The sequence below is a fragment of the Paenibacillus catalpae genome, from assembly GCF_900112695.1.
Classification (GTDB): Bacteria; Bacillota; Bacilli; order Paenibacillales; family Paenibacillaceae; genus Pristimantibacillus; species Pristimantibacillus catalpae.
This window is the reverse complement of sequence record NZ_FOMT01000001.1, coordinates 1537377-1560959: the sequence shown is the minus strand read 5'-3', so window position 1 is coordinate 1560959 and position 23583 is coordinate 1537377. Positions and strand designations below refer to the sequence as shown.

Genomic DNA, 23583 nt, shown 5'->3' with positions numbered 1-23583 from the left:
CGCTCCTCGTCTTGAAGTATAGGTAAGCGGTTACTTATACTTTGATTATAGGATTGAAGGCAGCTAGTGTATTTAGCGAAAAAAGCCATCCTTTTAAGAATTTGCGCCAGGCGGTGAGTTTATTGAATGTCGAGGCTATTAATAACGGCAGCCGTTTTCTAAATGAGATGCTCACCTATTGCCGTACGAGCACACTCGCTTTCCGGGTCCATTATTGGGACTGGAGACAGCTGCATTACAGCAATCATGTGCACAAGCACTCTTTCTATGAAGTGTGTTACGTAATGACGGGCGAAGGTGAATATCAGGATGAGGATACGGTCTATGACCTGCATGCAGGAACGTTGTTCGTATCCCGGCCGGGTGTTTGGCATCAAATCCGCAGCGAGACGGGAATGTGTCTAATCTATGTGGCCTATGAACTTGACCAGCTTGGTTCACGTGAAGAAGAGTATGTACGGTATGGGGAGAATCTGGAAACCGGTGATGTGGTATTCAAGGATGCTCTTGATGATCGGGCTATTCATTATTGGCTGGGCTTGTATCACCATGCTTCAACCCAGCCTTATCACGAGATTGAAGATTTGAGAACGATGGCGGGCCTCCTGCTGGCAAGTCTGGTGCGGCCGCTGGGCTATGAGAGGGATGTCTCCGAGCCAAACCCGGCCAAGCCAACGGATTCCACCCGATATGCCGTTCTTCGCCAGTCCAAGCAATACATCAGAGATAATCTGTCAAGACCGCTTAAGATTGAGGAGGTTGCAGAGTATATGAATCTGTCAACTAGGCAGCTGTCCAGGCTGTTTCAGTTGGACGGGGGAGATACTTTCTTGACTTATTTGCGTAATGAACGGCTAAAGCATGCGGAAATGATGCTGAAGACTTCGATCTTTCCGCTCAAGGAAATTGCCGCTCATTCGGGATTTCAATCGGTTCATTATTTTACAAACGTATTTACCGAACGGATGGGAATTCCGCCTGGCGAGTACAGGAGGGTGCATCTGGATTAGCTTTTATAGAAAATGTAAGGACAGCTAAAGGAATCGCAGTATCTATAAAGAAATGTTCATAAGGATTACAACCCATAGGAAGGGATTGTTGATATGAACGTGTATAACACCGCTTCAGACATTGCAAACCCAAGTGCAGGCCATCAGCTGGCGGATATTCCGGCGCATGATCCGTACGTGGCAGCTGACCCGTCTACACAAACCTATTATTTGTACACGGGCGGCGGCCCGAGAATACATGGGATGGACAGGTATGGCGTTCTTACGTATAAAAGCAAGGACCTGGTCAGTTGGGAGGGGCCTTATGTAGTCTTCACGATTCCCGACGGCATCTGGGCTAACCCGAAACATGGTGCATGGGCACCAGAAGTTCATGCCTATAACGGCCGTTATTATCTGTTTGTTACGCTGCATAATAATGACAAGAAGCTGGAAGGTCAAGGGCATGGCGGTTACCCGCTTCAATGGAGGGGATCGGTTATTGCGGTAGCGGATTCGTTAGAAGGGCCTTTCGAGATAATAAAGCTTGATGCACCGGTGCCGCCGGAAGAGCATATGACGCTGGACGGTTCCTTGTATGTGGATGAAGAGGGCATTCCCTGGATGGTCTACTGTCATGAATGGGTTCAGACAGCCGATGGCACGGTAGAAGCGGTTCAATTAACAAGCGACCTGACGGACCGTGCTTCGGATCCGATCCATCTCTTCAACGGTTCGGAAGCCCCTTGGGATAATGGTGATCATAAGGAGGACGGTTCGCCATCCGTGTTTGTAACAGACGGCTGCCAGTTATACCGGACGAAGAACAACCGGCTGGTTATGTTATGGTCAACGTACGAGAAGGGCAGCTACGTTCAGACGATTGCACGTTCAACAACGGGCAAGCTGGAAGGACCGTGGGAGCAGCTGGAGCCGCTTGTCTACGATGACAGCGGGCATGGCATGTTATTCCAGACCTTTGCCGGGGAATGGAAGCTCATCCTGCACTCGCCATTCCGCATGCCGGAATCCCGCTGCAAAATTTATGATGTAGTCGACGACGGAGATTCGTTCCGGATTAAATAAATGAAAGGGTGAACGGAAAGCGCTGTCTTGAATGGCTAATTCCTCATCGCTTCACGATAGAGCCGGGGGGTAACCCCGGTTTTTTTCTTGAACAGCCGGTAGAAAAACTTGAGATCTGCATATCCGACCGCGCCAGCTATGTCTTCCACGCTGCTATGGCTGGAGATCAGGAGCCGGCATGCCGCATCCATACGGATGCTTTGCACATATTCAATAAAGCTCATTCCCGTCTGACGGCGGAATAAGCGGCTGAATTGCCGTTCGCTAAGTCTTGCTTGCGTTGCAAGTTCACCAAGCTTAAGTTCAGCGGCATAATTACAGTCGATGTAAGCGATGGCTTCATCGACTGTTAACCATTGCGGACGGTCTCCGGCAGGGGCAGCGATCTGCAGCCTGTGCCGGTACATTCCGGTTAAGATCCGCATCACAAGAGAGGCCAGAATAACGAAGTAACCTGGCGGCTTGGCCGAAAATTCCTGGTAGAGCTCGCGGAACATCGCATGATATTCTCCGGTCGTATCCTTCATCGAGAACCAGGACCCCTCATCAAAACCGTCATAAATGACCGATGCATGCGGAAAGCTATTTCGAAGCTCGGAAAAATACGCAGCCGGCAGCAAGCAATTGTAGACGATTAGGGGCCGGTCTTTTTTTGGCGTTGTGGGACGGAAGACATGACTTTGCCCGACAGGGATAAAAAATAAGGTACCATGCTCTACAGGTACAGTCTCCCCGGCAATATAATGAACGCCAGCACCTTCGCTGACGTACGTAATCTCGACAAATTCATGTGAATGCTCGTTCATATCGAAGCTTTCATAAGCACGGTTCACGTAGATCGGAACCCCCGGCTCGAAGTATGAATCTCCGGTCATAACATACGTGCTGCGCTTAATGCTCATTTTCTTCCCCCTCCTTTATAACCACCTGCGAGTATCTTTCTCCATCGTACGAAACCGTTTGCAAGAAGTCCAGATCCACCTATAAAAATGTCCGAATCATCCCCTGAAAGGGGTTCTAACTTGCCATACAATCAAGGTACAGATGCCAACGTCAGATTGGGCATATAAGTGATGATGGAAGGGGATTTCAAAATATGACTTTGTTACAAGTGACGCACCTGCGCTGCGAATACCGGTACAATCCTACTGGACTTGGCGTCAGGACGCCCAGAATCAGCTGGCAGCTCCAAACCGATGATGTTCATGTGTTGCAGCTTGCGTATCAGATTCAAGTATCCTGCGGATTTGATGGTGTAGATGAGAAGGCGGTTGTATGGGACAGCGGCAGAGTAGAATCCGATCAATCCGTACTCGTGGAGTATGGCGGCCAGCCGCTTCAATCAAGAGGTCGTTACTATTACCAGATTAAAGTTTGGGACAACAAAGGCCGCGAATCAGACTGGAGCGAAGCAGCCTATTGGGAAATGGGATTGCTGGACGTCTCGGATTGGAAAGCAGCGTGGATTACGCCTGACAGCACAGCTATTGATCCGCAAGCGGAGGAGATCTTCCTCCTCCGAACAACTTTCCATACACGCAGCAGCATCAGCCGTGCGACTGTGTATGCCACCTCGCTTGGATTATATGAACTGGAGCTGAACGGTCAGCGCGTCGGTGATTGGCAGTTCACGCCGGGCTGGACGAGTTACTCTAGCAGACTCCAGGTACAAGCTTACGATGTAACCCAGCAAATCCTCGCCGGAACGAGTAACGCCATAGGAGCATCGCTTGCAAACGGTTGGTATAAGGGCGATTTGGCCTGGAATAACCAGAAAAGCATCTATGGCAATACACGCGCTTTGCTGCTTCAATTGCATATTGATTATGATGACGGAACGTCCGAGGTTGTGTGCACGGACCCGTCATGGCGTGCTTCTACCGGCCCCATTCTGATGTCCGAGCTGTATCATGGCGAGACCTATGATGCCCGCTTGGAGAAGACAGGATGGACGGAGACCGCTTATGAAGACAAGGACTGGACAGAAGTTGCTGAAGTGGCACATTCCAAGGAAATCCTTGTTATGCAGGAAAATGAACCTGTACGAATAACAGAAAAGCTGAAGCCAATTGAGCTCATAAAGACACCATCGGGTGAAACCGTATTGGATATGGGGCAAAATATGGTTGGACGTCTTCATTTCCGCGTAGATTTGCCAGCCGGTACCGCTCTTGCGTTCCAGCATGCCGAGGTTCTTGATCGGGAAGGCAACTTCTATATTGGCAATCTGCGTAAAGCGAAGCAGACCGTCAGTTATGTCTGCAAAGGGGGAGGAGAAGAATATGAGCCGCATTTCTCCTTCCAGGGTTTCCGTTATGTGAAGGTAGAAGGCTGGCCGGAGCAAGCTCCGCTGAATTTAGATACGTTCACCGGTCATGTCATTCATACCGACATGGAACCGTCCGGAACCTTCGAATGCTCTAATCCTCTGCTTAACAAGCTTCAGCAAAATATCATCTGGGGACAACGCGGCAATTTCCTTGATGTACCAACCGACTGTCCGCAGCGGGATGAACGGCTTGGATGGACCGGCGATGCGCAGGTGTTCATTCGCACGGCGGCATTTAACTATGATGTTGCACCGTTTTTCGCTAAATGGCTTCGGGATCTGAAGGCCGATCAACGCAATGACGGGGGAGTCCCCTTCGTTGTTCCGCATGTGCTGGATCAAGGCTCGTATTCTTCCGCTGCATGGGGCGATGCTGCAGTCATTTGTCCGTGGGTCGTCTATCTGAGCTATGGAGATAAGAGAGTTCTCGAAGAGCAATATGACAGCATGAAGGCATGGGTGGAGTACATGCGTCAGCAAGGGCAGGATGAGCACTTGTGGAATACCGGCTTCCACTTCGGCGATTGGCTGGGGCTGGATGCCAAGGAAGGCGATTATGTGGGAGCAACGCCTCGTGATCTGATCGCAACCTGCTTCTATGCTTATTCTACCAAGTTGTTTGTTCAAACTGCAGAGGTGCTTGGCCGCACTGAGGACGTCAGAACGTACCGCGAATTGTATAATCGGATCATCGAGGCATTCGAGCGGGAATTTATCACCCCTAATGGACGGCTTGCAGCACATACCCAAACGGCGCATGTACTCCCGTTAATGTTTGGTCTCGTTGAGGGGACGGTTCGTGAACGGCTGGCAAAAACGCTCGCCGAATATGTCACGGAACAGAAATTCCATCTGACGACCGGCTTTGTTGGCACCCCGTATCTGTGTCATGTATTGACGGAGAACGGCCACCATGATGTGGCTGTCAAGCTCGTGCAGCAGGAGGATTATCCATCTTGGCTGTATTCGATTCATCAAGGCGCAACAACGATTTGGGAGCATTGGGACGGAATCAAGGCAGACGGCACATTCTGGAGCGACGATATGAACTCTTACAATCATTATGCTTACGGCTCGATTGGGGAGTGGCTGTATAGAGTTGTTGCCGGACTTGATCTGGATGAATCGGAGCCGGGTTATAAGCGGATTCTCCTCCGTCCGCGCCCGGATTCGGGACTTAACTTTGCCAAAGCTACTTATAAATCGGCATATGGCTTAATCCGCAGCGAATGGCGTGTCGGTGACGAAGGTGCGGTGACGTACGAGTTCGAAGTGCCTCCGAATACGACAGCCGAAGTGAGGCTGCAGGAAGCATCCCAAGCTGCCATCTCGGTTAACGGTTCCGCAATCCATCAAGCTCAAGGCGTGCTTCATTTCCTAGAACATGACGGCAAGCTGGTGCTGACGCTTGGTTCGGGAACTTATCGCATTCAGACTGCTGCAAAAGTTACCGCATAATCGAAAAAATCCGTTCCCGGCAGGGAACGGATTTTTTATTCGCTATTTCTTGTCAGTCAGAGACTGAATCTGGCGGGCTACGCGTTCACCTAATTCGGTTGAAGCTTTGTTTAAGTAACTGAGCACAATGCTTTGCGTTTCTGGGGATACGCCTGCAAGATCAAGTGCCAGATTCTCTGCCAAGTGATCTTTCTGAACAGGCTGCAGTCTGTCGTAATAGTCACCGGCTTGCGAGAAATCGTCAGGCTTCGGAATTTCCGACCGTACCAGATGTCCTTCTACGTATCTGCCGTTGCCGCTGGTCTGCATCGATCCGGGAGTCCAATTCGCCTGATGGTTGATCGGCACTTTGCGGAAGTCGGATCCGATCCGATGGCGCTGTGAATCGGAATAAATGTTTGCGCGTCCTTGCAGCATTTTATCATCGGACAGTTCGGCGCCTTCCAGCAGATTGGAAGGGGAGAAAGCCAGCTTCTCGACCTGTTCCATGTAATTGTCAGGATTCTTGTTCAAGACCAGCTTGCCGACCGGCAGAAGTGGATACTGATCTTCATCCCAAATCTTCGTGTCATCAAGTGGATCATAGGGGAGTCTCGCTTCATCGGCTGGATCCATCAGCTGTACGTACAGGCCGTACTCAACTGTTTTTCCGGCAGCAATCGTGTCATATAAATCCTGACCGGCATAATCCGGATTCTGACAGCTCAGCTCGGCAGACTCCTGACGATCGATGTGCTGGACTCCGGCATACGGAATCCAGTGATATTTGACATACGTGCGGACACCTTGCGCATTCCTCCACACATACGTATTAACGCTGTGACCAGGGATGTGGCGGAGACTCTTGACGGTACCGGCGTCGGAATACAGCCATAATACAAAATGAGTGGATTCCGGTGCTCTTGCAATAAAGCTCCAGAACCGTTCCGGATCAATCAGGTTGTTGATTGGCGAAGGCTCAAAGGCTCTTATCGACTCGGGAAAGCGCATCGGGTCTCTGACCAGAAAGACCGGAATATGATTGAACACCATATCGAAGACGCCTTGATCCGTGTAGAACTTGGTGGCAAATCCTCGCACATTGCGTGACGTATCCGGCGTCCCTTTATTGCTAACCGCAAGAGAGAATCTTACCGTTACCGGAACCTGATAGCCAGGCTGCTGCAAGAAGCAGAGCTTTGTATGCTCAGCCATGGAATGCACGGTCTGGAAGTAGCCAAACGCCCCCCAGCCCTTGACATGCACGGGTCTCTCCAGAATTTTGGTATGTATAAAGGTCTCCATCGTCTCATGCAACACACTATCCTGTTCCAGCACCGGGCCGCGTGCGCCAACTGTTTGCGAATGAAGCGTTGCCGGACTGTCAATGGCGCCCCATTGCGAGGGAGATAGCCCGTGAGGATGCTCCTTTTTAACTGGCTTCTTGTCTGGCATCGGGGCATTATTTTCAGGCAATCCTTGATTATTATCCATGGTTCAACCTCCGAATCAGAATCTATCCACCTTTATATGTATTCTCTTAGCTGGAGTAAAATGCTGGGACTATCTTCAACGCCTTCAGAATGTGTTATGATTGGACAACAATAAGAAGGCTGATTTGGAGGTAAATCTATCATATGGCTAAAGCAAAAGTGCCAAAACGTCCTACGAGAGACGAGTTTGTATTAGAAGAGATCGGGAATCAATTGAGCGAAGCTTTCTACGAAAAATCTACCATTCTTCTGACGGTCTGGGGAAGAGAAGAGTCTGTCAGAGGAATCATCAAGACGATGGATTCCAGAACGGGAAGAGTGCATATCGAAACCACTTCCGGGCTGGATAAAGTGCCGTTCATGGACATTATGAGCGTGAGTTATCCGAGGGATTAGGAATCGGTATATTCCAATCGAAACGACCATAAGATTTTACGAATAAAGTAGGGGATTGTGCTGCGGCGTGCATTTTAGAATAGAGGTGTGTCATGAGGGAGAGAAAAACCTTTTATTTGCTGGCACCATGTTTGACCGATGCGCTCTTAACGAAAGATGTAGGGATTATTCCGTATCTCATGCAGAAATATTACGGCTATAAAGCGGTATATGTTACCTATAAACCTAGCGATGAATCTATTACCTGGCCTTCCCTGAACATGTTCGAGGAAAATGTTGAATTTAACTATTTGGAAGCAGCGTTCACTTATCATCCGGACCGCGCCCTTGAGACGATATTTGGAGCCAATGTTCATGATTGCAGCAAAGACTTGGTTCAATACATAGAAGATCATGCAGCACATATGGATATATTGTTTTTGTTCGGGTTTTATCCTTTTTATTATGCGGCGGTAGACCGTTACAAGAAGCTTAATCCAAAGGGTAAAGTTTATTTAAAGCTGGATGCTAATATCCATTGGATTAATCGGACACCGTTAAATGATTATTTTCTACAGTTCCTGCGACAATGTGATTTGATCAGCAGCGAATCAATGGTCGAATATATCAGACGGAAATGGTCTGTTCCCATTCACTACATTCCGAACGGCTCTTATTCGTTTGGTAAGGAAATAGATTCCTACATCAGGTTTGAGGAAAAAGAGAATCTGATTCTAACCGTCGGTCGTTTAGGCAATCATGCTAAGGCAACCGATCAATTATTGGATGCCTTTAAAATAGCCGCATTGTCCATTCCTGACAGCTGGAGGCTTGTATTGATTGGGGGTGTTGATGAGGCTTTCCAGCCTCATCTGAAGGCGTTTCTGCAGGCAAATCCGGAGCTGCAAGACAGGATCGTTCTTACCGGATTTATTCAAGATAAACACCAGCTTCAAGACTGGTATCGCCGCGCGAAGATTTTTGCGCTGCCATCGTTGTATGAAGCATCCGCCCATGTCGTATCTGAGGCAAAAGCGTTTGGCTGTTATCTCATTACATCAGATATAGAGTCTAGCCGGGAAGCTGTCACCAAGCATGAACGTAGATTTGTTCTTCTGGAGGATTCCTATAAACAAGGAAATCGCCTTTTGGATTATGGCTCACTCCACGCTGTAGGTGATTATAGGGAATTAGCGCATAGATTGATTGGCGCCTGCAATAATGGGGAGTTGCTTAAAGATGTCTGCTATAGCACGCAGCAGGATGCCAGGGAGCATTTCGACTGGGTGAAATTATGCGGAGAGATAGATGCAATATTATCAGTTGATTAAGTTAAAGGAGCCTGTTTGGTTTGAATGAGAAAGATGCGGTAATTCTGCAGTATGTGGCCGAGGAGCAGAGCTTGACTAAAGCAGCGGAGAGGCTATATATGACGCAGCCTGCATTAACGTACCGGATCCAGCAAATGGAGCGTGAGTTTGGAGTTCCCATCATCATGAAGCATGCGAAGGGAACTTACTTGACTCCGGAGGGTGAAGCGCTGGCCGCCTTTGCCAAAAAGATGCGGGATGAGATGAACGCCATGAAGGATTACCTGCTTAACATGAGCCGTCAGGTAAAAGGCACGTTTCGTCTTGGCGTAGCCAGCTATTATGGCTTATACAAGCTGCCGCCGCTGCTGCGGAAGTTCAAGGACCTGTATCCCGAGGTGCAATTTAATGTGACTTGCGCGTTAAGCGCGGAAATTCTAGATTTGTTAACGGAGCAGGAGATCCATGTGGGCATCGTCCGCGGGAATTATCAATGGCCGGAAGCAAAGTATCTCCTGCACGATGAGCCTATCTGCCTGATCTCCCGTGAACCGATTGATTTGGATAAATTACCGGAGCTGCCGCAAATTCTGTATAGTGAGCCGAAGTCGAAGGTCGTTCGCGCTGCAGCCTCCTCGCTTGGTCAAACCATACAAACATGGTGGCATGAGCATTACAGCGTCCCTCCGTTGATTGCGATGCAGGCAGATGCCTATGAGACTTGCAAGGAATTGGTCAAGCAAGGACTAGGATATTCCATCGTTCCAGGAGTGTTCGTAACACCGGAGGATGGAGTGTATTCTCTCGAACTTAAGCTGAAGAACGGGGAATCAATCCGCCGGAATACCTGGATGCTGTACCGGGAGCATACGCGAGAGCTTGCGATCGTAGACAAGTTTGTTGATTTTATGAAATCCGAGCATTAAACATACAGAAAGCTCTGCTTCTTATTTGAAGCAGAGCTTTTCATTTTGAATAAAGACCATAAAAATTGTTATGCAGTCCCCCAAAAAACAATTAATTGTACTTATCGGGCATGTTTCCTTATTATTTGATACATATTGATGCATAAATATACGGATTTAGTAGAACGGGTGGGAAATTCATGAGCATGCATACAGAAAACGAAATTAAGCGCCGCATTGCACAGGCAGTTGACGAGCGAGACGGACAGCTGCGGGCGCTGTCGCTGAATATTCACTCGAATCCGGAGCTTAGCTTTTACGAGCACAAGGCTCAACAGTGGCTCACCGAGCCGTTGATTGAAGCCGGATTCGAAGTGGAGAAAGGCATTTCAGGTTTGGAGACATCGTTCCGGGCAACCTGGGAAGGGTCAGCGGGAGGACCAACAATCGCATTGCTTGCGGAGTACGATGCGCTGCCAGGTCTGGGACATGGCTGCGGCCATAGCCTCATCGGAACTGCTGCAGTTGGAGCGGCTTTGGCGCTAAAGGATACTTTTCCCGAGCTGCCGGGCAAAATCCTTGTGCTAGGAACACCTGCTGAAGAGGAAGGCGGAGGAAAAATCATTATGTGCGATGACGGCGTATTTGACGACGTTGATGCGGCCATGATGGTCCATCCTCAGAATAAAACGATGGTGCTTCGCGGCGCACTGGCGTGTGTTGACGCAACGTTTACGTTCCACGGGAGACAGGCGCATGCTTCTTCATCGCCGGAAAAAGGCATTAGCGCGCTCGATGCGCTTGTTAACGCATATGTGGCGATCAATTCGCTGCGGCAGTTTATGAAGGAAGACGTACGGATCCACGGCATTATTACAAAAGGCGGAGATGCGCCTAACGTGGTGCCGGAGCTGACAGAAGCGGTATTTATTCTAAGAGCTTCAACGGTGCAGGAGCTGGAAACCGTCAGAGAAAAGGTATACCGGGCAGTCCGCTGCGCAGCAGAAGGTGTAGGGGCAACGGTCGACATTACCGAAGGTCTGATCTATGCAGAGCGGAACAATAATAAAGCATTAGCAAGATTGTTTGCCCGAAATTTGGAGGATGAGCTTGGGCTTGAGGTTTGCGATCCGCCGCAGAAGGGAGGCGTTGGTTCTTCGGACATTGGAAATGTCAGTCAGATGACTGCCGTTATCCATCCTTACATCCGGTTAGGTGATGCCAATACGCATACTCCGGAATTTGCCTTATTAGCAGGATCGGAGGAAGGAATGATAGAGCTGAATTATGCAGCTAAAGCTCTTGCGATGACCGCATATGACTTATGTACCGACAAAGAAGCCTTCAGAGTCGTGCGTGACGAATTTGAGCAGTGGAAGAAACAAAAAAATGGGGGATAAGGCAATGAACGACCCGACAAAAACAGCATCCCGCAAGTGGTTTAAAATGCCTCATACGTATGTTATTCTCATTTTCCTCGTTCTCGTCGCAGCGGCATTAACCTATGTCGTCCCTGCTGGCGAATTTGACCGGGTAGAGGATGCGGCAACTGGAAAAACACTGGTTGTACCGAAATCTTATCATGAGGTTGATGCAAGTCCCGTCAGTATTGTGAGTATTCCGAAGGCCATCGTACATGGACTGATTGATTCTGCGGACGTCGTGTTTTTTATCCTGATTATCGGTGGTACGTTCGAGATCATTTCCTCGACAGGGACGATTGAGGCATTAACGGGCCGTGTTGCGAGGAATTTTGCCAATAAAGGCAGATGGGTTATCCCGATCTTCATCCTGTTGTTCTCCGTAGCAGGCTTTACGATGGGGATGTCTACGGAGGTCATGGTATTTGTCCCGATTGGCATTGCCGTGGCAAGGGCTCTTGGGTTTGATGCACTGACAGGTACAGCTATGGTATCGCTTGGTGCTTCTTGCGGTTTTACAGCCGGTATTCTGAATCCGTTTAACGTAGGATTGGCACAAGCAATAGCTGAAGTACCGATGTTTTCCGGAGCCTGGTTGCGGATCATCTTGCTCGTCTGTTTGATCACCGTAACGAGTTTGTATCTCGTGCGTTATGCCGGCAAGGTGCGCAGCAATCCGGAGAAGAGCCTCGTTAGCGAGCTCGAGAGGGAAGTGGAAACGAAGGAACTCGATCTTAATAAGCTTCCCCGCATGCAGCTTAAGCATTATTTGACGCTTATCGTTGTCGCCGCAGGCTTTGCAGCTCTCGTCTGGGGTGTATCCAAGAAAGACTGGTGGATGGAGGAGCTTGCTGCGTTGTTCTTGACGATGGGTATCGTCAGCGGTTTTTGTGCCGGTTACGGACCAAGCCGTATTGCTGCGGAGTTCGTTAAGGGAGCAAAAGCCATTACGTATGGTGCGTTAATTATCGGCTTCGCACGTGGAATTATGGTAGTTCTGGACCAAGGCAGCGTGATCGATTCGATTGTTTATGGTCTGTCCACCTTGGTCGGCGAGCTTCCAGGTCCAATTCAGGTGCTTGGTATGTACCTGTTCCAAAATGTCATGAACATTTTTATTACATCGGGTACAGGCATGGCGGTAACAACGATGCCAATCATGGTGCCGCTTGCGGATATTATCGGCGTAACGCGCCAGACTACCGTTCTTGCCTTCCAGCTTGGAGATGGCTTCTCGAATATGATTTTGCCAACTTCATCAGCGCTGATGGGAAGCTTGGCTGTGTCAGGCATTCCGTATCAGAAATGGGTCAAGTTTTTCTGGCCGCTCATGTGTATGTGGTTCGTCATTGGGGCTGTTCTTATCGTCATCGCCCATATGATTAATTATTAAGAATGAACGTGCCGTCTAATTAGACGAGCACGTTTTTCTTTTTTGCAGGAGGAGGGAAATGGCAGGGTGATTGAAGAATATGTTATTTGAAGCGGTTTCAAACACACACTCCAGGAGGACATTATGAAAATCCAAAGCTATGAATTGTTCCAAGTTCCACCGCGCTGGCTGTTCCTGAAGATTCAAACGGATGAAGGAATTACGGGATGGGGCGAGCCAATCGTAGAAGGACGTGCAGAAACGGTAAAAGCTTGTGTCCACGAGTTAATGGAATATTTGATTGGCAAAGATCCGATGAGGATTGAAGATCATTGGTCAATGATGTATCGTTCAGGATTTTACCGGGGTGGCCCGATTCTGATGAGCGCGATCTCAGGAATTGACCAAGCTCTCTGGGATATAAAAGGCAAATTCTATAATGCTCCCATCTATCAGCTGCTGGGTGGCGCATGCCGGGATACAATGCGTGTCTACTCCTGGATTGGCGGGGACCGGCCTGCCGAAGTGGCTGAAGAAGCGAAGAGAATCGTAGCTGCCGGCTTTACAGCGGTGAAGATGAACGGAACAGAGGAGCTCCAGTATATCGATTCATATGACAAGATTGATGAAGCTGTTGCCCGGATTGCAGCCGTACGTGATGCTTGTGGTCCATCAATTGGTATCGGCATCGACTTCCACGGTCGTGTCCATAAGCCAATGGCCAAGATTCTGGCAAAGGAATTGGAGCCTTATCGCCCGATGTTTATTGAAGAGCCGGTATTGCCGGAAAATAACGAGGCTTTAAAGGAACTAACCAAGCATACCTCCATTCCTATCGCTACCGGCGAGCGGATGTTCTCGCGTTGGGACTTCAAGCAGCTATTGAGCGACGGGGTAGTGGATATCATTCAGCCGGACTTGTCGCATGCAGGCGGAATTACCGAATGTAAGAAAATTGCATCCATGGCTGAAGCCTATGACGTAGCGCTCGCGCCTCACTGCCCGCTCGGGCCAATTGCTCTGGCCGCTTGTCTGCAGGTCGATGCGACTGCCCATAATGCTTTTATCCAGGAACAAAGCCTTGGCATCCATTACAACCAGACGGGTGATCTGCTGGACTATATGACGGATCCAACCGTATTTGACTACAAGGACGGTCATGTTACGATTCCGCAAGGACCAGGGCTCGGGATCGAAATTAACGAAGACTATGTTAGAAAAATGGCCGAAGTCGGACATAACTGGAGAAATCCGGTGTGGCGCCATAAAGACGGAAGTATTGCGGAATGGTAGGTCATGAAATATAAAGGGATTAAAGCGGAAAAGACTTGCGGCAGATAGATGAGGAATTTCATTTGATCATGGTTAAAAATAAAATGCTATTGTAATGAAGGAGCTCCGTAACTGGAGCTCCTTTATGCTTTAACAAAAATTATTCAAAGCCGTTGCCCGAAAATCAAAGAACCCTTGCTGTGCAAGGGTTGCCATGATGTCACATACCTACCTGTTTAAACAGTTACTGCGTATCGGGTTTCATTACATTAAGAATGGAAGGATACACGCAATGACTCCGAGACCAATCGAACACCACGCCAATCCCTTTTTAGGAGTAACTAAACAAACGAGTCCAAGGATAATGGCAATGGTGCCCATCCATACGGGAGCGTAGAAAAACCCGATAACCGCTAACACTATTCCGATCCAGCCAAGCCATTTTCCTGTCATTTCATTTACATTCATCTTCAACATCTCCATCAAATTAGATTTGTATTTAATCAAACAATTGCTTTTTGAAAAAGCAAGGTAGGTATGTCACATCATGAAATGTGCCGCACGTAACGAGCCTCATCCCGTTTTTCTGGAATTGTTCGAATTCTTTACCAAGCATGCCGTGTTTTTCAAAGTTCTCTTAGGACCTAAAGGTGATCCCGCTTATCCCATCCAAGTGAGACAGATTATGCAAAAGCATATATTTAATAAGTTGTCCTTGCTTCAATCCGAACAAATAACGGTGCCGCGCGAGTTCATTATTGCTTATTTGGCATCCGCAAATTTAGGTGTCATTCAGCACTGGTTGGAACACGGTATGCAGATTTCACCTCGAGAGATGGCTTTGTTGCTGACCCGCATGGCCACCTTCGGTCCGTTGCAGACCTTTGGACTGAAGGGAGAGGCATAACGAGCAGCGCTTCAACAGAAGTCGAATCTTGTCACTCGCCCGTGCATCCGAATAGTCCCGCTGCCGTGACGCCTTAGGCCCTGTAAAATGGTTCTTCCAAATAGTGGTATTTCCCTATGTACGCCCCCCGTTTCGGACAGGCATAATAGTCTTGCATGGGCAAAAGGAGAAGTTCCCCTTTTTTTCGGGGCTTCGTTTGCTGCGTTTTAGATGCAGGACTACGTTCCGAATGATAAGGAGGAGAAATCAAAGAATGGAGAATTCGAACACCAGGATCAATCATAGAGGGCGGCTCGCGAAAGCAGCGATGGCCGTCCTGCTGCTGCTTGGCCTCTTCAGCATTCTAGTTCAGCCGGCACGCGCCGCTTCGGTACCGCGACTGGTGGTAGAGACTCCGACGGCTAATTCCTTCGTGCCCGATCGCTTCCTTGTCCGCGTTACGGTCAACTCCCAGGTACCCGTTGTCGAAACAATGGCCCCAGCCACTGAAGATGCGCCGGCAAGATCCGCCGCAGCGCCATCCCGCTCAACGACGAGCGCGGAGCTGTTCGTCGAAAGGTTATTCCGCGCATAGAGCAGCACGCCGCCGTCCATGACCGGTGAGCGGTAGGCGAACCCGTCATTAGGCGTAATTTGCGTAGCTGCGCCCTCCGCGAGGCATTTGGCTGAGCCGTCTGCAAGAGGATGGCAGGCTGCCATCCGAGCGGATCGTCACGGAACAAGCGAACGTGCATTGGAATGACGGTTGGCAGGTCTATCTCGGTACCACGTGGTACGAGGTAACGGGTACGGACCCTGGAACGGACCCTGCACCAACGGCTGACCTAGACGGCAATGGTCAGGTCAACGGGAAGGATGCCATTGAATTCCTGCGCACCTTCGGGACGAAGAGAGGGCAGCTCCATTACAATCCCAAGGCCGATTTCGACGCGGACGGCGTTATATGGAAGCCGGATCTGATCGCATTCGTGAAAGCGGGACATTTTGGAGCCGGCTTGAACGCAGTCCTGCAAAAGGCGATCGCTGAAATAGACCAGTGCGCAGGGTGATTATAAATGTAAACAAATCAGCGTTACCGTCATAACGGTAACGCTGATTTGTTTTTAATAGCCGTATTAGGACAAGAATCTGTATACGGTTGCGCATCCACGAAATAGTACGAGTTATTTAAGCAAAAGGGGAGTATAACGCAACAAAGCTTTTCGATTATTCGTCAAAGAAGAAACTAAGATTTAGCATGCGGGGGGATAATTTGCGAAAATTAAGGTTTATTACAATACTGCATTTTTTAGCATTAACTATGGCTGGTTGTGGCATGTTTGAATCTAATAATGTCATTCCAATCGAGATGATAGCATTTGGTAGCCTGACTGATGAAGAAAAGGAACGGATACCGGCAAGCCTTAAAGATTCAATTGTAAAAAAAGTATCCGTGAATGATGAAATAGAGTTGGTAATTGCTGAAAACTATAATTTAGATGAAGTCTACATAGTTACTTTTAATCATACTGAAACACATTCTTCTGGTAATCTTATGGTTTTTGTTGATTTGGACAAAAAAACAGTTGTTGGTAAGAGTACAAATTCTTAAATAAAGCTATATAAATCAATAACGACAGCAGCTGGCATTAAATCAGCTGCTGTTTATGCTGTGGTAATGGGTTCTCGCTACTAGCACAATCATCACACTTTCGCCTGTTATTGTGACCAGCTGCCTATTCTCAATGAATAGACAGAATAGTTGAATATGAATTGGAATATAAAAAGGAATAATCAACCTGCTTTTTTTTTGGTATTCTTTTTCAATCTGGGTAACAGGAGGAGATAAGGCGTTCCTCCCCATTCATAATATTCCATCAATCCATATAACTCTGCTGTGCTGTAGACGACTAAGAAGGGTAACAGACCAACAGCAAAAATAGCAAACAATAAATCCGAAGGAAATGGATTTAAAAGCCTCACTTACTTTCATGAAATCATCCCCAAATCTGAATGGATTGAATTCTGGAATTTGTATCGTAATACGATATAAATATGTAGAGGAGCATGTATAAATGCCAAATCAAAACTTAACCAAATCCTTATATGAGCAGTTGGCGAATTTTAGGTATAAGCTGCGTGTATTTATTCACTTCAGTGAAAACGCTGCAAGGGAGGTAGGTCTAACCCCGCAACAACACCAATTAATGCTTGTCATTCAAGGCTATCCAGGACGTGATTACGCAACCATCTCTGAGGTGGCTGAAAAGCTGAGGATTACACACCATGCTTGTGTTGGGTTAGTGTCCCGCTGCGAGAAATCAAATCTGATCAGGCGGCGGCCTAATCCAGAAGATGCAAGAAGCGTTCTTATTGCATTAACGGATAAAGGCACAGAGCTCTTGGGTCTTTTATCGGATGTGCATTTGAAGCAGCTTCAGGATCTTCAAATTGATCTCACTTCATTTGAAGTTACCCATCAATCGGTACGGAGCAATTCGAAAGACTGAGTTGAATACACCAAAAACAGCAGCCGAAAAAAATCGGCTGCTAATTTATTGTCAATGTCAGACTTGAAGGAAGAAGAAGGTTCATTCGTATATCGAGAATATAACTAGTTATCAAGGCAGTAGTCTAACTGCCTCTTGATTTTGTTTGTGATGCGAGTTCATATAATAAATTTTCACTGCTTTGTTCCAGTTTCATCGGAAATAGCTCCGTTTTATCCGGATACATTTTTTTGAGCTCTGAAACTACGGCCGTAGAGGCATAAATTTTATCCAAGCCCTGAGCGTCAACATTAAAACTTTCGCGTTCATTTAACCCTATGGTTTCGAAGTGGAGGTCGCTAATACCGGCTTCCCGAATCCGACTGGCCATCCATTCTCCTCCGATTTTTCCCAAACAAACAAAGGCCACATGGCTGCCTTGCTTCAGTCTGGCGATTTCAAGCAGCAGCGAAGAGTCAATTGTTGCCCCGATCACAACAATCTTATCGTGGAGGCGCGCAAAAAGAGCTTTAACTTCCTCCGCATGATTTAAGGTTGTGATAATGATATCGGAACGCTGAGCGGCCTCATTCACGACATCATCTTTCCCTGTAATGTCATCCAGAAAGATCGTTTCAACTTCTCCGTCGGTTGCTCGTTCAATGCTCTCGCGGTAAAAGGGATGATCATGTCCCTTGCTTCCACCTAACGATGAGAACAAGACCCTTACCGAAGGAGCGGCCACGATTGTATGGTGTGCGACCGGCTCGAAGCTAAATGATAAGGGCGGCGTTTATTGCGATGGAATGGATATCGCTAGCGTAACGGAGACTCGATTTGCCTCAGGTGTTTTTTCATATGCCATTGATCCCGATAACGCCATCCGATTATGGAACGTAAGCGTAGAATTAACGGGCGTTCGCTTTGCTATTTAACAGAGGGTTTAAGACTATGGAGATCAAAGACGTTTATGTAACAATACATGTAAATCAGTTGGATGAGGCGTTGCCTTTTTATCGTGAACTAACCGGCAAGCCTATTGAGATACGATGGGAGGCGCCAGAGCTTGAGCTTGAATTCGCCGTAATTGGAATCCGGTTGGGACTCTAATTATAGTTCGACATCCCGATGGCCGGATGCTTGAATATTTGGAACCTCATTCTATTCAGGGTATAATTTAATAAAATAAAAAAGCAACCGATCTAAATGTAAAATGCACCTCCATTGTTAGAAACGACTAATAATGGAGGTGCATTTTTTATCGTCCCCTTACTTTTTTAATACATAAATATTAGGTGTTGTCAGTAAATTTTAAGTCATCATTTATATATCGGATAAGTTGATCTTTTATAACCGTTATGGATGAGTTGGTAGGGAAAAGCTTTAACATCAATAACGCCCCTTCAGCAGACGAAAGAATAAATAAAGCAGTCTCTTCAGGATCAATATGTGGTTGAATTTCCTTCTTAGATATACCTGTAATAATAATCTTTTCAAGTATGTTCAACAATTGATTCATTGCTTCTTGAGCATGTTGAAATAAGGAAGTTGAAGCCGAACTTGCTTCCACGGCCGCATTTGCAATGGGACAACCTCCCGGGAAATCCAATCCACAATAAAGCTTAACGAAAGCGATTAATTTATTAATAGAAGTCGTTTCCGATTCGAGAGCTAACTTAATTCGTTCATCAATGAGAGCACAGCAATACTTAAATGATTCCACCATGAGTTCTTCTTTATCTTTGAAATGGTTATATAACCCGCCTTTTTGCAAGCCTGTTACATTTGTAATTTCAGCTAGAGAAGTAGTTAAATAGCCTTGGCGGTTAAGTAATAGTGCAGTTTTTTCAATAACACTGTGCTTTGTTTTCTCACCTTTTCGGATTTTCTTTCCCTCCATTCAAGAACATGTTTCAAATCCAAGTCCAAACATTCATTTATTTTAACATAAATGGTTGAAACAAAAAAAATCAACGAAGACAGAATAAAAACATTCTTAATAAAAAAATGACACCGATGGAGTATCGGCGCCAAAATAATGTAATTATTCATTTATGATTCAGAACTGTCTATATAGGTTGGGTTCATCATTCAATCAGCTTCAATCGATAATTTCTCCCAAGCGTTAATTTCTTCGATTCTTTTGTTAAAAGCGTTACGGATACTGTGAGATGCAAAGGAACCAACAGGGAAATGAAGAGGAGGATTTTCGCTGTTAATCATATCGATAATCGTCTTCACAGCTTTGACGGGATCGCCTATTTTTAACGAAGATATCCCTTCGTTATAGGCTTCGTATATAGAATCATATTCAGGTTTTCTGTCGGTATGTTCAAGTGAATGTCCCAAAAAATCGGTAGCGAACACGGCTGGTTCAACGATTGTTGTCTTGATGCCGAATCCGGCTAGTTCAATAGCCATTGCTTCGGAAAACCCTTCGACTGCGAATTTTGATGCAGCATAGAGGCTGAACGGCGGCATTGCCCAAGTTCCGAAAAAGGATGAAAAATTGATGTAATGTCCTGAATTTTGTTTCTTTAAAATAGGAAGCGTTGCACGGATAATATCCAATACTCCGAACACATTGACATCAAATTGCTTTCTAATTTGTTCATCGGAGTATTCTTCAATCATACCGTAGAGCCCATAACCCGCATTGTTAACTACTACATCGATCCTACCAAATCGATCAACAGCTTCTTGAACGGCGGTATTGATTTGTTCTTTGTCAGTCACATCAAGCGCTACAATACTCACTTTATCAGGAGAAATAGATTTGAAATCTTGAATTGCTTCTAAGTTACGCGCAGTTGCAATAACTTTATCTTCCGTTTGAAGCAACTGCTCTACGAATTGTCGACCGAACCCTGTTGAGGTGCCAGTAATAAACCATACTTTACTCATAATATAATTCCTCCTTGGATTATGAAGCTTTTGGCTTACAGAAAGTATATAGAAACAAAAAAAGACAGACCGTTCATTTTTATTATAGTCGTGTATATATATTAGTCAACCAAAACATTTGTTTTGTCGTGATGTTATAGTGAGCCGGAAAATTTTCAAAAGAAAGGATTGACAAAAATAACCTATGACTGGTATCTTCATATCGTAATAATTACTATTAAGCGGTTCGGTAGGTATTTAGAAATTCAGTTCATGTGTTAATGGCGAACAAACGGCTTGAATTCGGATATGCATGCCGTTTAGTAGTAATTATTACAATTAAACGGAGGGATTGGTGAAATGAAACAGGAGATCGATTTTGTGAAAGTCAACCCGACTCAAAATATGACTATTCTTGTAAAGACAATTCATCCCATGGAAGAATACATACCAATTGCTTCACGATTAATGTCTTATGACAGCGTGTATGCCGAACAAGTTGGTTTTATCAACAAGCCGAATAAAAAAGGAGCAGACGCAAGCCTGCAAATGGCGGGAGGTGAGTTTTGCGGCAATGCGTGTATGGCCATGGCTGCTTATTTGGCTGTCGAGAGCGGTCTTCAACCAAATGCCACAATGGAGATCACATTGGAGAGTTCGGGAACGGAACGCTTAGTCGCTTGCCGCGTGAATAAAGTCAACGAAAAGTATGGTTGTCAGGTGACGATGCCTCTTCCCAACAAGGTAGAACAGAAGTCCGTTATGTACGATGGAGAGGATTTAAGTATGGCGATTGTGAGGTACGATAACTTTTTTCATATTGTGATTGAAGTAGAATCATTCAGTCCTGTATGGAGGAGCAGAGCTGAAGGATTAGCCAGATTGTTAGGCTTAACATTGGGATCTAACTTAATCGGCATTTTATTGTTTGAACCGAAATCGAATGCGATGGCTCCGCTCATTTATCTTCCGGAGTTAGACAGCATGGTTTGGGAGAAAGGATGCGGATCCGGGACGGCTTCATTAGGTGCCTATTTATCTTGGAAGAACAACGGGGCCATTACCTCCCAAGTTGCCCAGCCTGGCGGTACTATTCTCGTTAAGGCCGATTGCTCGGAACAAGAAATAACAAGTCTTGTTATCGAAGGCGTTGTAAGCATAGTGGCACAAGGTAAAGCATTTATCGAACTTGAAGGGAGTGAACGGAGTGCAAACAGCCACCAGACTTCAGCAGTGCTTGGTTGATTTTCATAGAAGGTTCTTAGCCCTAGCTTCTCCAAAAGAGGGGAGTTCTCCCAATAGCTTGGAATTAGAGAGGACAATTAACGATTACTCCGCCTTCATTATCGATGAAAGCAACCAAATCGAATGGGAACAGCTTGAACGGCAAGCGACTTCCAAGTTTATCACTTTTATGGATGAGTTAAGAAAAACATCTGCTCTATGCGTGGCCATGATGGAAAAGTATCGAGCGCAGAGACTGTTGAACGGCGAAGCTGACAGAACCGATTACTTTCGCAATATCGAGTCCAGTATTAGAGAAGAATTTGGAGGATTCGGCGTTCATTCGCAGTCCACGGTTTTATTGGTGGGTTCGGGTTCATTTCCGATGACTCCACTTTATATAGCGAAGCAAACCGGAGCCGAAGTGATTGGCATCGATATCGATGAGGAGGCAATCGCTTTGGGGAGAAAGGTGATCGATAGGCTGGGGGCAAATTTAAGAATCCAGCTTGAGAACAAATTCCTGGATCAGATTGAAAACATCAGAGAGGTTACCCATATCATCTTTAGTTCAACGGTTGCCATTAAATATGACTTGCTTGACCAATTACACCCTTTGACCAATGAGCATGTGGTCGTGGCGATGAGATACGGAGACCAATTGAAGTCTTTATTCAATTATCCGAAGCAAAACGCGGATCCTCGGAAGTGGGAGCTTACCGATACCATCATTCATCCTCAGCATGTATTTGATGTCGCCTTGTATAAGAAAAACTTACTCAACACGGAGAATAGGAGGGTTATATGAGTGATTTCAATCGCGTTTTAGTTCTAGGCACGGGACCTGTCAGCATTCAAATTGCCGTATTGTTAAAGACCTATTTAAAGAGTTGCGTCGGAATCGCTGGTCGGGAATCGGTTCGTTCGGCTCCCTTTTTCGAAGCATTAAATGAAAACGATCATTGGATCAATGTTGTGGTTCAAAATGATAAGCATCGGCGGTTGGAAGGGAGGTGTCAGCTCGAGCAAGTCTTTCATGGATATGCAGCCGTAACGGGGGAGTGGGATACCGTTATATTGGCGGTTACTACGGATGCATACATACAGGTTCTCAGACAAATCGACGTTCAGGTCCTAAAGCAGGCAAGGTGCATGATGTTGATCTCTCCGACTCTCGGATCAAACAGCATGGTGAGACATTATTTAAAAGGAATTCAATCCGATGCGGAAGTCATAAGCCTCTCTACTTACTTAGGCGATACAAGGTGGATTCATGAAAGGCCGTCCAATCAAGTGAAGACGACCGGAGTCAAGAAAGTGATTTATGCAGGCTCGTCACGGCTCCCATCTGCCAACGTCGGCAAACTTCGAGAATTATACGCAAATTTGGGAATGGCACTGAAGGTCATGGATTCTCCAATCGAAGCAGAATCGAGAAACATCTCCTTATACGTGCACCCGCCTCTGTTCATGAATGATTACTCATTAAGAGTTGTATTTAAAGAAGAAGAGGCGAAGAAATACGTTTATAAGCTTTACCCCGAAGGACCTATCACGGTACAGCTCATCAGGGATATGCGTTCCTATTGGAAAGAAATCTCAATCATGCTGGAAAAGATGAAATTAAGTACCGTAAATCTGCTGAAATTTATGACAGACGATAATTATCCGGTACGACCGGAGAGCCTGTCCCGTCATGATATCGATCATTTTACCGGCTTTGGTCCCATTCACCAAGAATATTTGTTATATGTCCGATATGCTTCCTTGTTGATAGATCCATTCTCTCAACCGGACCAAGAGGGGAGATATTTCGATTTCTCGGCTGTCCCCATAAGGCAAATCTATGTGAATAAAGAAGGGTACTGGGATATCCCTCGTATGCCCAAAGAAGATTATTATCGGATCAAGATTATACAGGGCATGGCTAGAATAACCGGATCAAGCACTCCGACTCTCGATAAATTCATAGCGACCTATGAAAGTAAAATCGAAAACACCTTGCAAAAATTTAAGGATGAACGGTTGTCCGATGCTTTTATCGTTCAAAGCTTTGAAGAGGACTGGCGCAGGATTGGCGAAGAATTCGTGAACAAGTAGATCAGGGGGATA

The 23583-nt window shown here is 46.5% G+C and carries 24 protein-coding genes; 17 read left to right on the top strand and 7 right to left on the bottom strand.

From position 1 onward, the window contains the following. The first annotated feature begins 122 nt into the window (after positions 1-122). Positions 123-1010, top strand: coding sequence for an AraC family transcriptional regulator (locus BM200_RS06735; RefSeq protein WP_091182875.1), 888 nt, complete (start codon positions 123-125; stop codon positions 1008-1010). Between the two features lie 93 nt (positions 1011-1103). Next, positions 1104-2075 carry a glycoside hydrolase family 43 protein gene (locus BM200_RS06730; RefSeq protein WP_091182872.1) on the top strand — a complete coding sequence of 324 codons (972 nt, stop codon included), beginning with the start codon at positions 1104-1106 and terminating at the stop codon, positions 2073-2075. Positions 2076-2110: 35 nt separating this feature from the next. On the opposite strand, the gene BM200_RS06725 is transcribed toward BM200_RS06730, so the two are convergent. Continuing rightward, positions 2111-2977, bottom strand: coding sequence for an AraC family transcriptional regulator (locus BM200_RS06725; RefSeq protein ID WP_091182870.1), 867 nt, complete (start codon positions 2975-2977; stop codon positions 2111-2113). 194 nt (positions 2978-3171) lie between these two features. On the opposite strand from BM200_RS06725, the gene BM200_RS06720 reads away from it, so the two are divergent. After that, on the top strand, positions 3172-5862 hold the full coding sequence (locus tag BM200_RS06720; RefSeq protein WP_091182868.1) for a glycoside hydrolase family 78 protein: 2691 nt from the start codon (positions 3172-3174) through the stop codon (positions 5860-5862). A 42-nt stretch (positions 5863-5904) separates the two neighbouring features. Here BM200_RS06720 and BM200_RS06715 read toward each other — a convergent pair whose 3' ends face one another. Further along, on the bottom strand, positions 5905-7296 hold the full coding sequence (locus BM200_RS06715) for a catalase (RefSeq protein WP_091183565.1): 1392 nt from the start codon (positions 7294-7296) through the stop codon (positions 5905-5907). A 182-nt stretch (positions 7297-7478) separates the two neighbouring features. On the opposite strand from BM200_RS06715, the gene BM200_RS06710 reads away from it, so the two are divergent. The 6 genes from BM200_RS06710 to dgoD all read left to right on the top strand — a co-directional run bounded on the left by BM200_RS06710 (position 7479) and on the right by dgoD (position 14010). Then, positions 7479-7730: a YolD-like family protein gene (locus BM200_RS06710; protein WP_091182865.1), complete on the top strand. Its 252-nt coding sequence runs from the start codon at positions 7479-7481 to the stop codon at positions 7728-7730. Positions 7731-7822: 92 nt separating this feature from the next. Beyond that, the gene (locus tag BM200_RS06705; RefSeq protein WP_091182864.1) at positions 7823-9040 is read left to right on the top strand and encodes a glycosyltransferase family 4 protein; all 1218 of its coding nucleotides are present in this window, start codon (positions 7823-7825) and stop codon (positions 9038-9040) included. Between the two features lie 20 nt (positions 9041-9060). Beyond that, positions 9061-9945, top strand: a complete 885-nt coding sequence (locus tag BM200_RS06700) for a LysR family transcriptional regulator (RefSeq protein ID WP_091182861.1) — start codon at positions 9061-9063, stop codon at positions 9943-9945. A 179-nt stretch (positions 9946-10124) separates the two neighbouring features. Then, positions 10125-11324, top strand: coding sequence for a M20 family metallopeptidase (locus BM200_RS06695; RefSeq protein ID WP_091182860.1), 1200 nt, complete (start codon positions 10125-10127; stop codon positions 11322-11324). Positions 11325-11328: 4 nt separating this feature from the next. Beyond that, positions 11329-12738: a YfcC family protein gene (locus tag BM200_RS06690; RefSeq protein ID WP_091183563.1), complete on the top strand. Its 1410-nt coding sequence runs from the start codon at positions 11329-11331 to the stop codon at positions 12736-12738. A gap of 123 nt (positions 12739-12861) precedes the next feature. Then, positions 12862-14010 (top strand): galactonate dehydratase, encoded by a 1149-nt coding sequence (gene dgoD, locus BM200_RS06685; protein ID WP_091182858.1) that lies wholly within the window; start codon positions 12862-12864, stop codon positions 14008-14010. 243 nt (positions 14011-14253) lie between these two features. On the opposite strand, the gene BM200_RS06680 is transcribed toward dgoD, so the two are convergent. Beyond that, on the bottom strand, positions 14254-14457 hold the full coding sequence (locus BM200_RS06680) for a C4-dicarboxylate ABC transporter (RefSeq protein WP_091182856.1): 204 nt from the start codon (positions 14455-14457) through the stop codon (positions 14254-14256). Positions 14458-14536: 79 nt separating this feature from the next. Here BM200_RS06680 and BM200_RS06675 point away from each other — a divergent pair, with 79 nt between their 5' ends. Then, positions 14537-14896, top strand: coding sequence for a TetR-like C-terminal domain-containing protein (locus tag BM200_RS06675; RefSeq protein ID WP_091182854.1), 360 nt, complete (start codon positions 14537-14539; stop codon positions 14894-14896). Between the two features lie 348 nt (positions 14897-15244). On the opposite strand, the gene BM200_RS29640 is transcribed toward BM200_RS06675, so the two are convergent. Beyond that, positions 15245-15595 carry a hypothetical protein gene (locus BM200_RS29640; protein WP_139230759.1) on the bottom strand — a complete coding sequence of 117 codons (351 nt, stop codon included), beginning with the start codon at positions 15593-15595 and terminating at the stop codon, positions 15245-15247. A 29-nt stretch (positions 15596-15624) separates the two neighbouring features. On the opposite strand from BM200_RS29640, the gene BM200_RS06665 reads away from it, so the two are divergent. From BM200_RS06665 to BM200_RS06655, 3 genes are all read left to right on the top strand, one after another. Beyond that, a complete protein-coding gene (locus BM200_RS06665) occupies positions 15625-15945 on the top strand; it encodes a hypothetical protein (RefSeq protein WP_091182850.1) in 321 nt (106 codons plus the stop codon). A gap of 203 nt (positions 15946-16148) precedes the next feature. Next, on the top strand, positions 16149-16487 hold the full coding sequence (locus BM200_RS06660; RefSeq protein WP_091182847.1) for a hypothetical protein: 339 nt from the start codon (positions 16149-16151) through the stop codon (positions 16485-16487). 463 nt (positions 16488-16950) lie between these two features. Then, positions 16951-17385, top strand: a complete 435-nt coding sequence (locus BM200_RS06655; RefSeq protein ID WP_091182844.1) for a MarR family winged helix-turn-helix transcriptional regulator — start codon at positions 16951-16953, stop codon at positions 17383-17385. Between the two features lie 124 nt (positions 17386-17509). Here the strand turns inward: BM200_RS06655 and BM200_RS06650 are convergent, their stop codons facing one another. After that, a complete protein-coding gene (locus BM200_RS06650) occupies positions 17510-17959 on the bottom strand; it encodes a hypothetical protein (RefSeq protein ID WP_139230758.1) in 450 nt (149 codons plus the stop codon). A 100-nt stretch (positions 17960-18059) separates the two neighbouring features. Here BM200_RS06650 and BM200_RS06645 point away from each other — a divergent pair, with 100 nt between their 5' ends. Continuing rightward, positions 18060-18299, top strand: coding sequence for an SDR family NAD(P)-dependent oxidoreductase (locus BM200_RS06645; RefSeq protein ID WP_091182839.1), 240 nt, complete (start codon positions 18060-18062; stop codon positions 18297-18299). Between the two features lie 356 nt (positions 18300-18655). Here BM200_RS06645 and BM200_RS06640 read toward each other — a convergent pair whose 3' ends face one another. Further along, positions 18656-19264 (bottom strand): TetR/AcrR family transcriptional regulator, encoded by a 609-nt coding sequence (locus BM200_RS06640; protein ID WP_091182836.1) that lies wholly within the window; start codon positions 19262-19264, stop codon positions 18656-18658. Positions 19265-19455: 191 nt separating this feature from the next. Next, complete coding sequence (locus BM200_RS06635) at positions 19456-20268, bottom strand: SDR family NAD(P)-dependent oxidoreductase (RefSeq protein WP_091182834.1); 813 nt, start codon at positions 20266-20268, stop codon at positions 19456-19458. 339 nt (positions 20269-20607) lie between these two features. Between BM200_RS06635 and BM200_RS06630 the strand changes: the two genes are divergently transcribed. Genes BM200_RS06630 through BM200_RS06620 form a run of 3 tightly spaced genes read left to right on the top strand, consistent with a single transcriptional unit; the run spans position 20608 to position 23571 of the window. After that, entirely contained in the window at positions 20608-21492 is an 885-nt protein-coding gene (locus tag BM200_RS06630; protein WP_091182832.1) for a histidine racemase CntK family protein, read from the top strand. After that, positions 21455-22279 carry a class I SAM-dependent methyltransferase gene (locus tag BM200_RS06625; protein ID WP_091182829.1) on the top strand — a complete coding sequence of 275 codons (825 nt, stop codon included), beginning with the start codon at positions 21455-21457 and terminating at the stop codon, positions 22277-22279. Before BM200_RS06630 ends, BM200_RS06625 begins: the two co-directional genes overlap by 38 nt. After that, positions 22276-23571 (top strand): opine metallophore biosynthesis dehydrogenase, encoded by a 1296-nt coding sequence (locus BM200_RS06620; RefSeq protein WP_091182826.1) that lies wholly within the window; start codon positions 22276-22278, stop codon positions 23569-23571. The genes BM200_RS06625 and BM200_RS06620 overlap by 4 nt, the downstream gene beginning before the upstream one ends. The last annotated feature ends 12 nt before the right edge of the window (positions 23572-23583 follow it).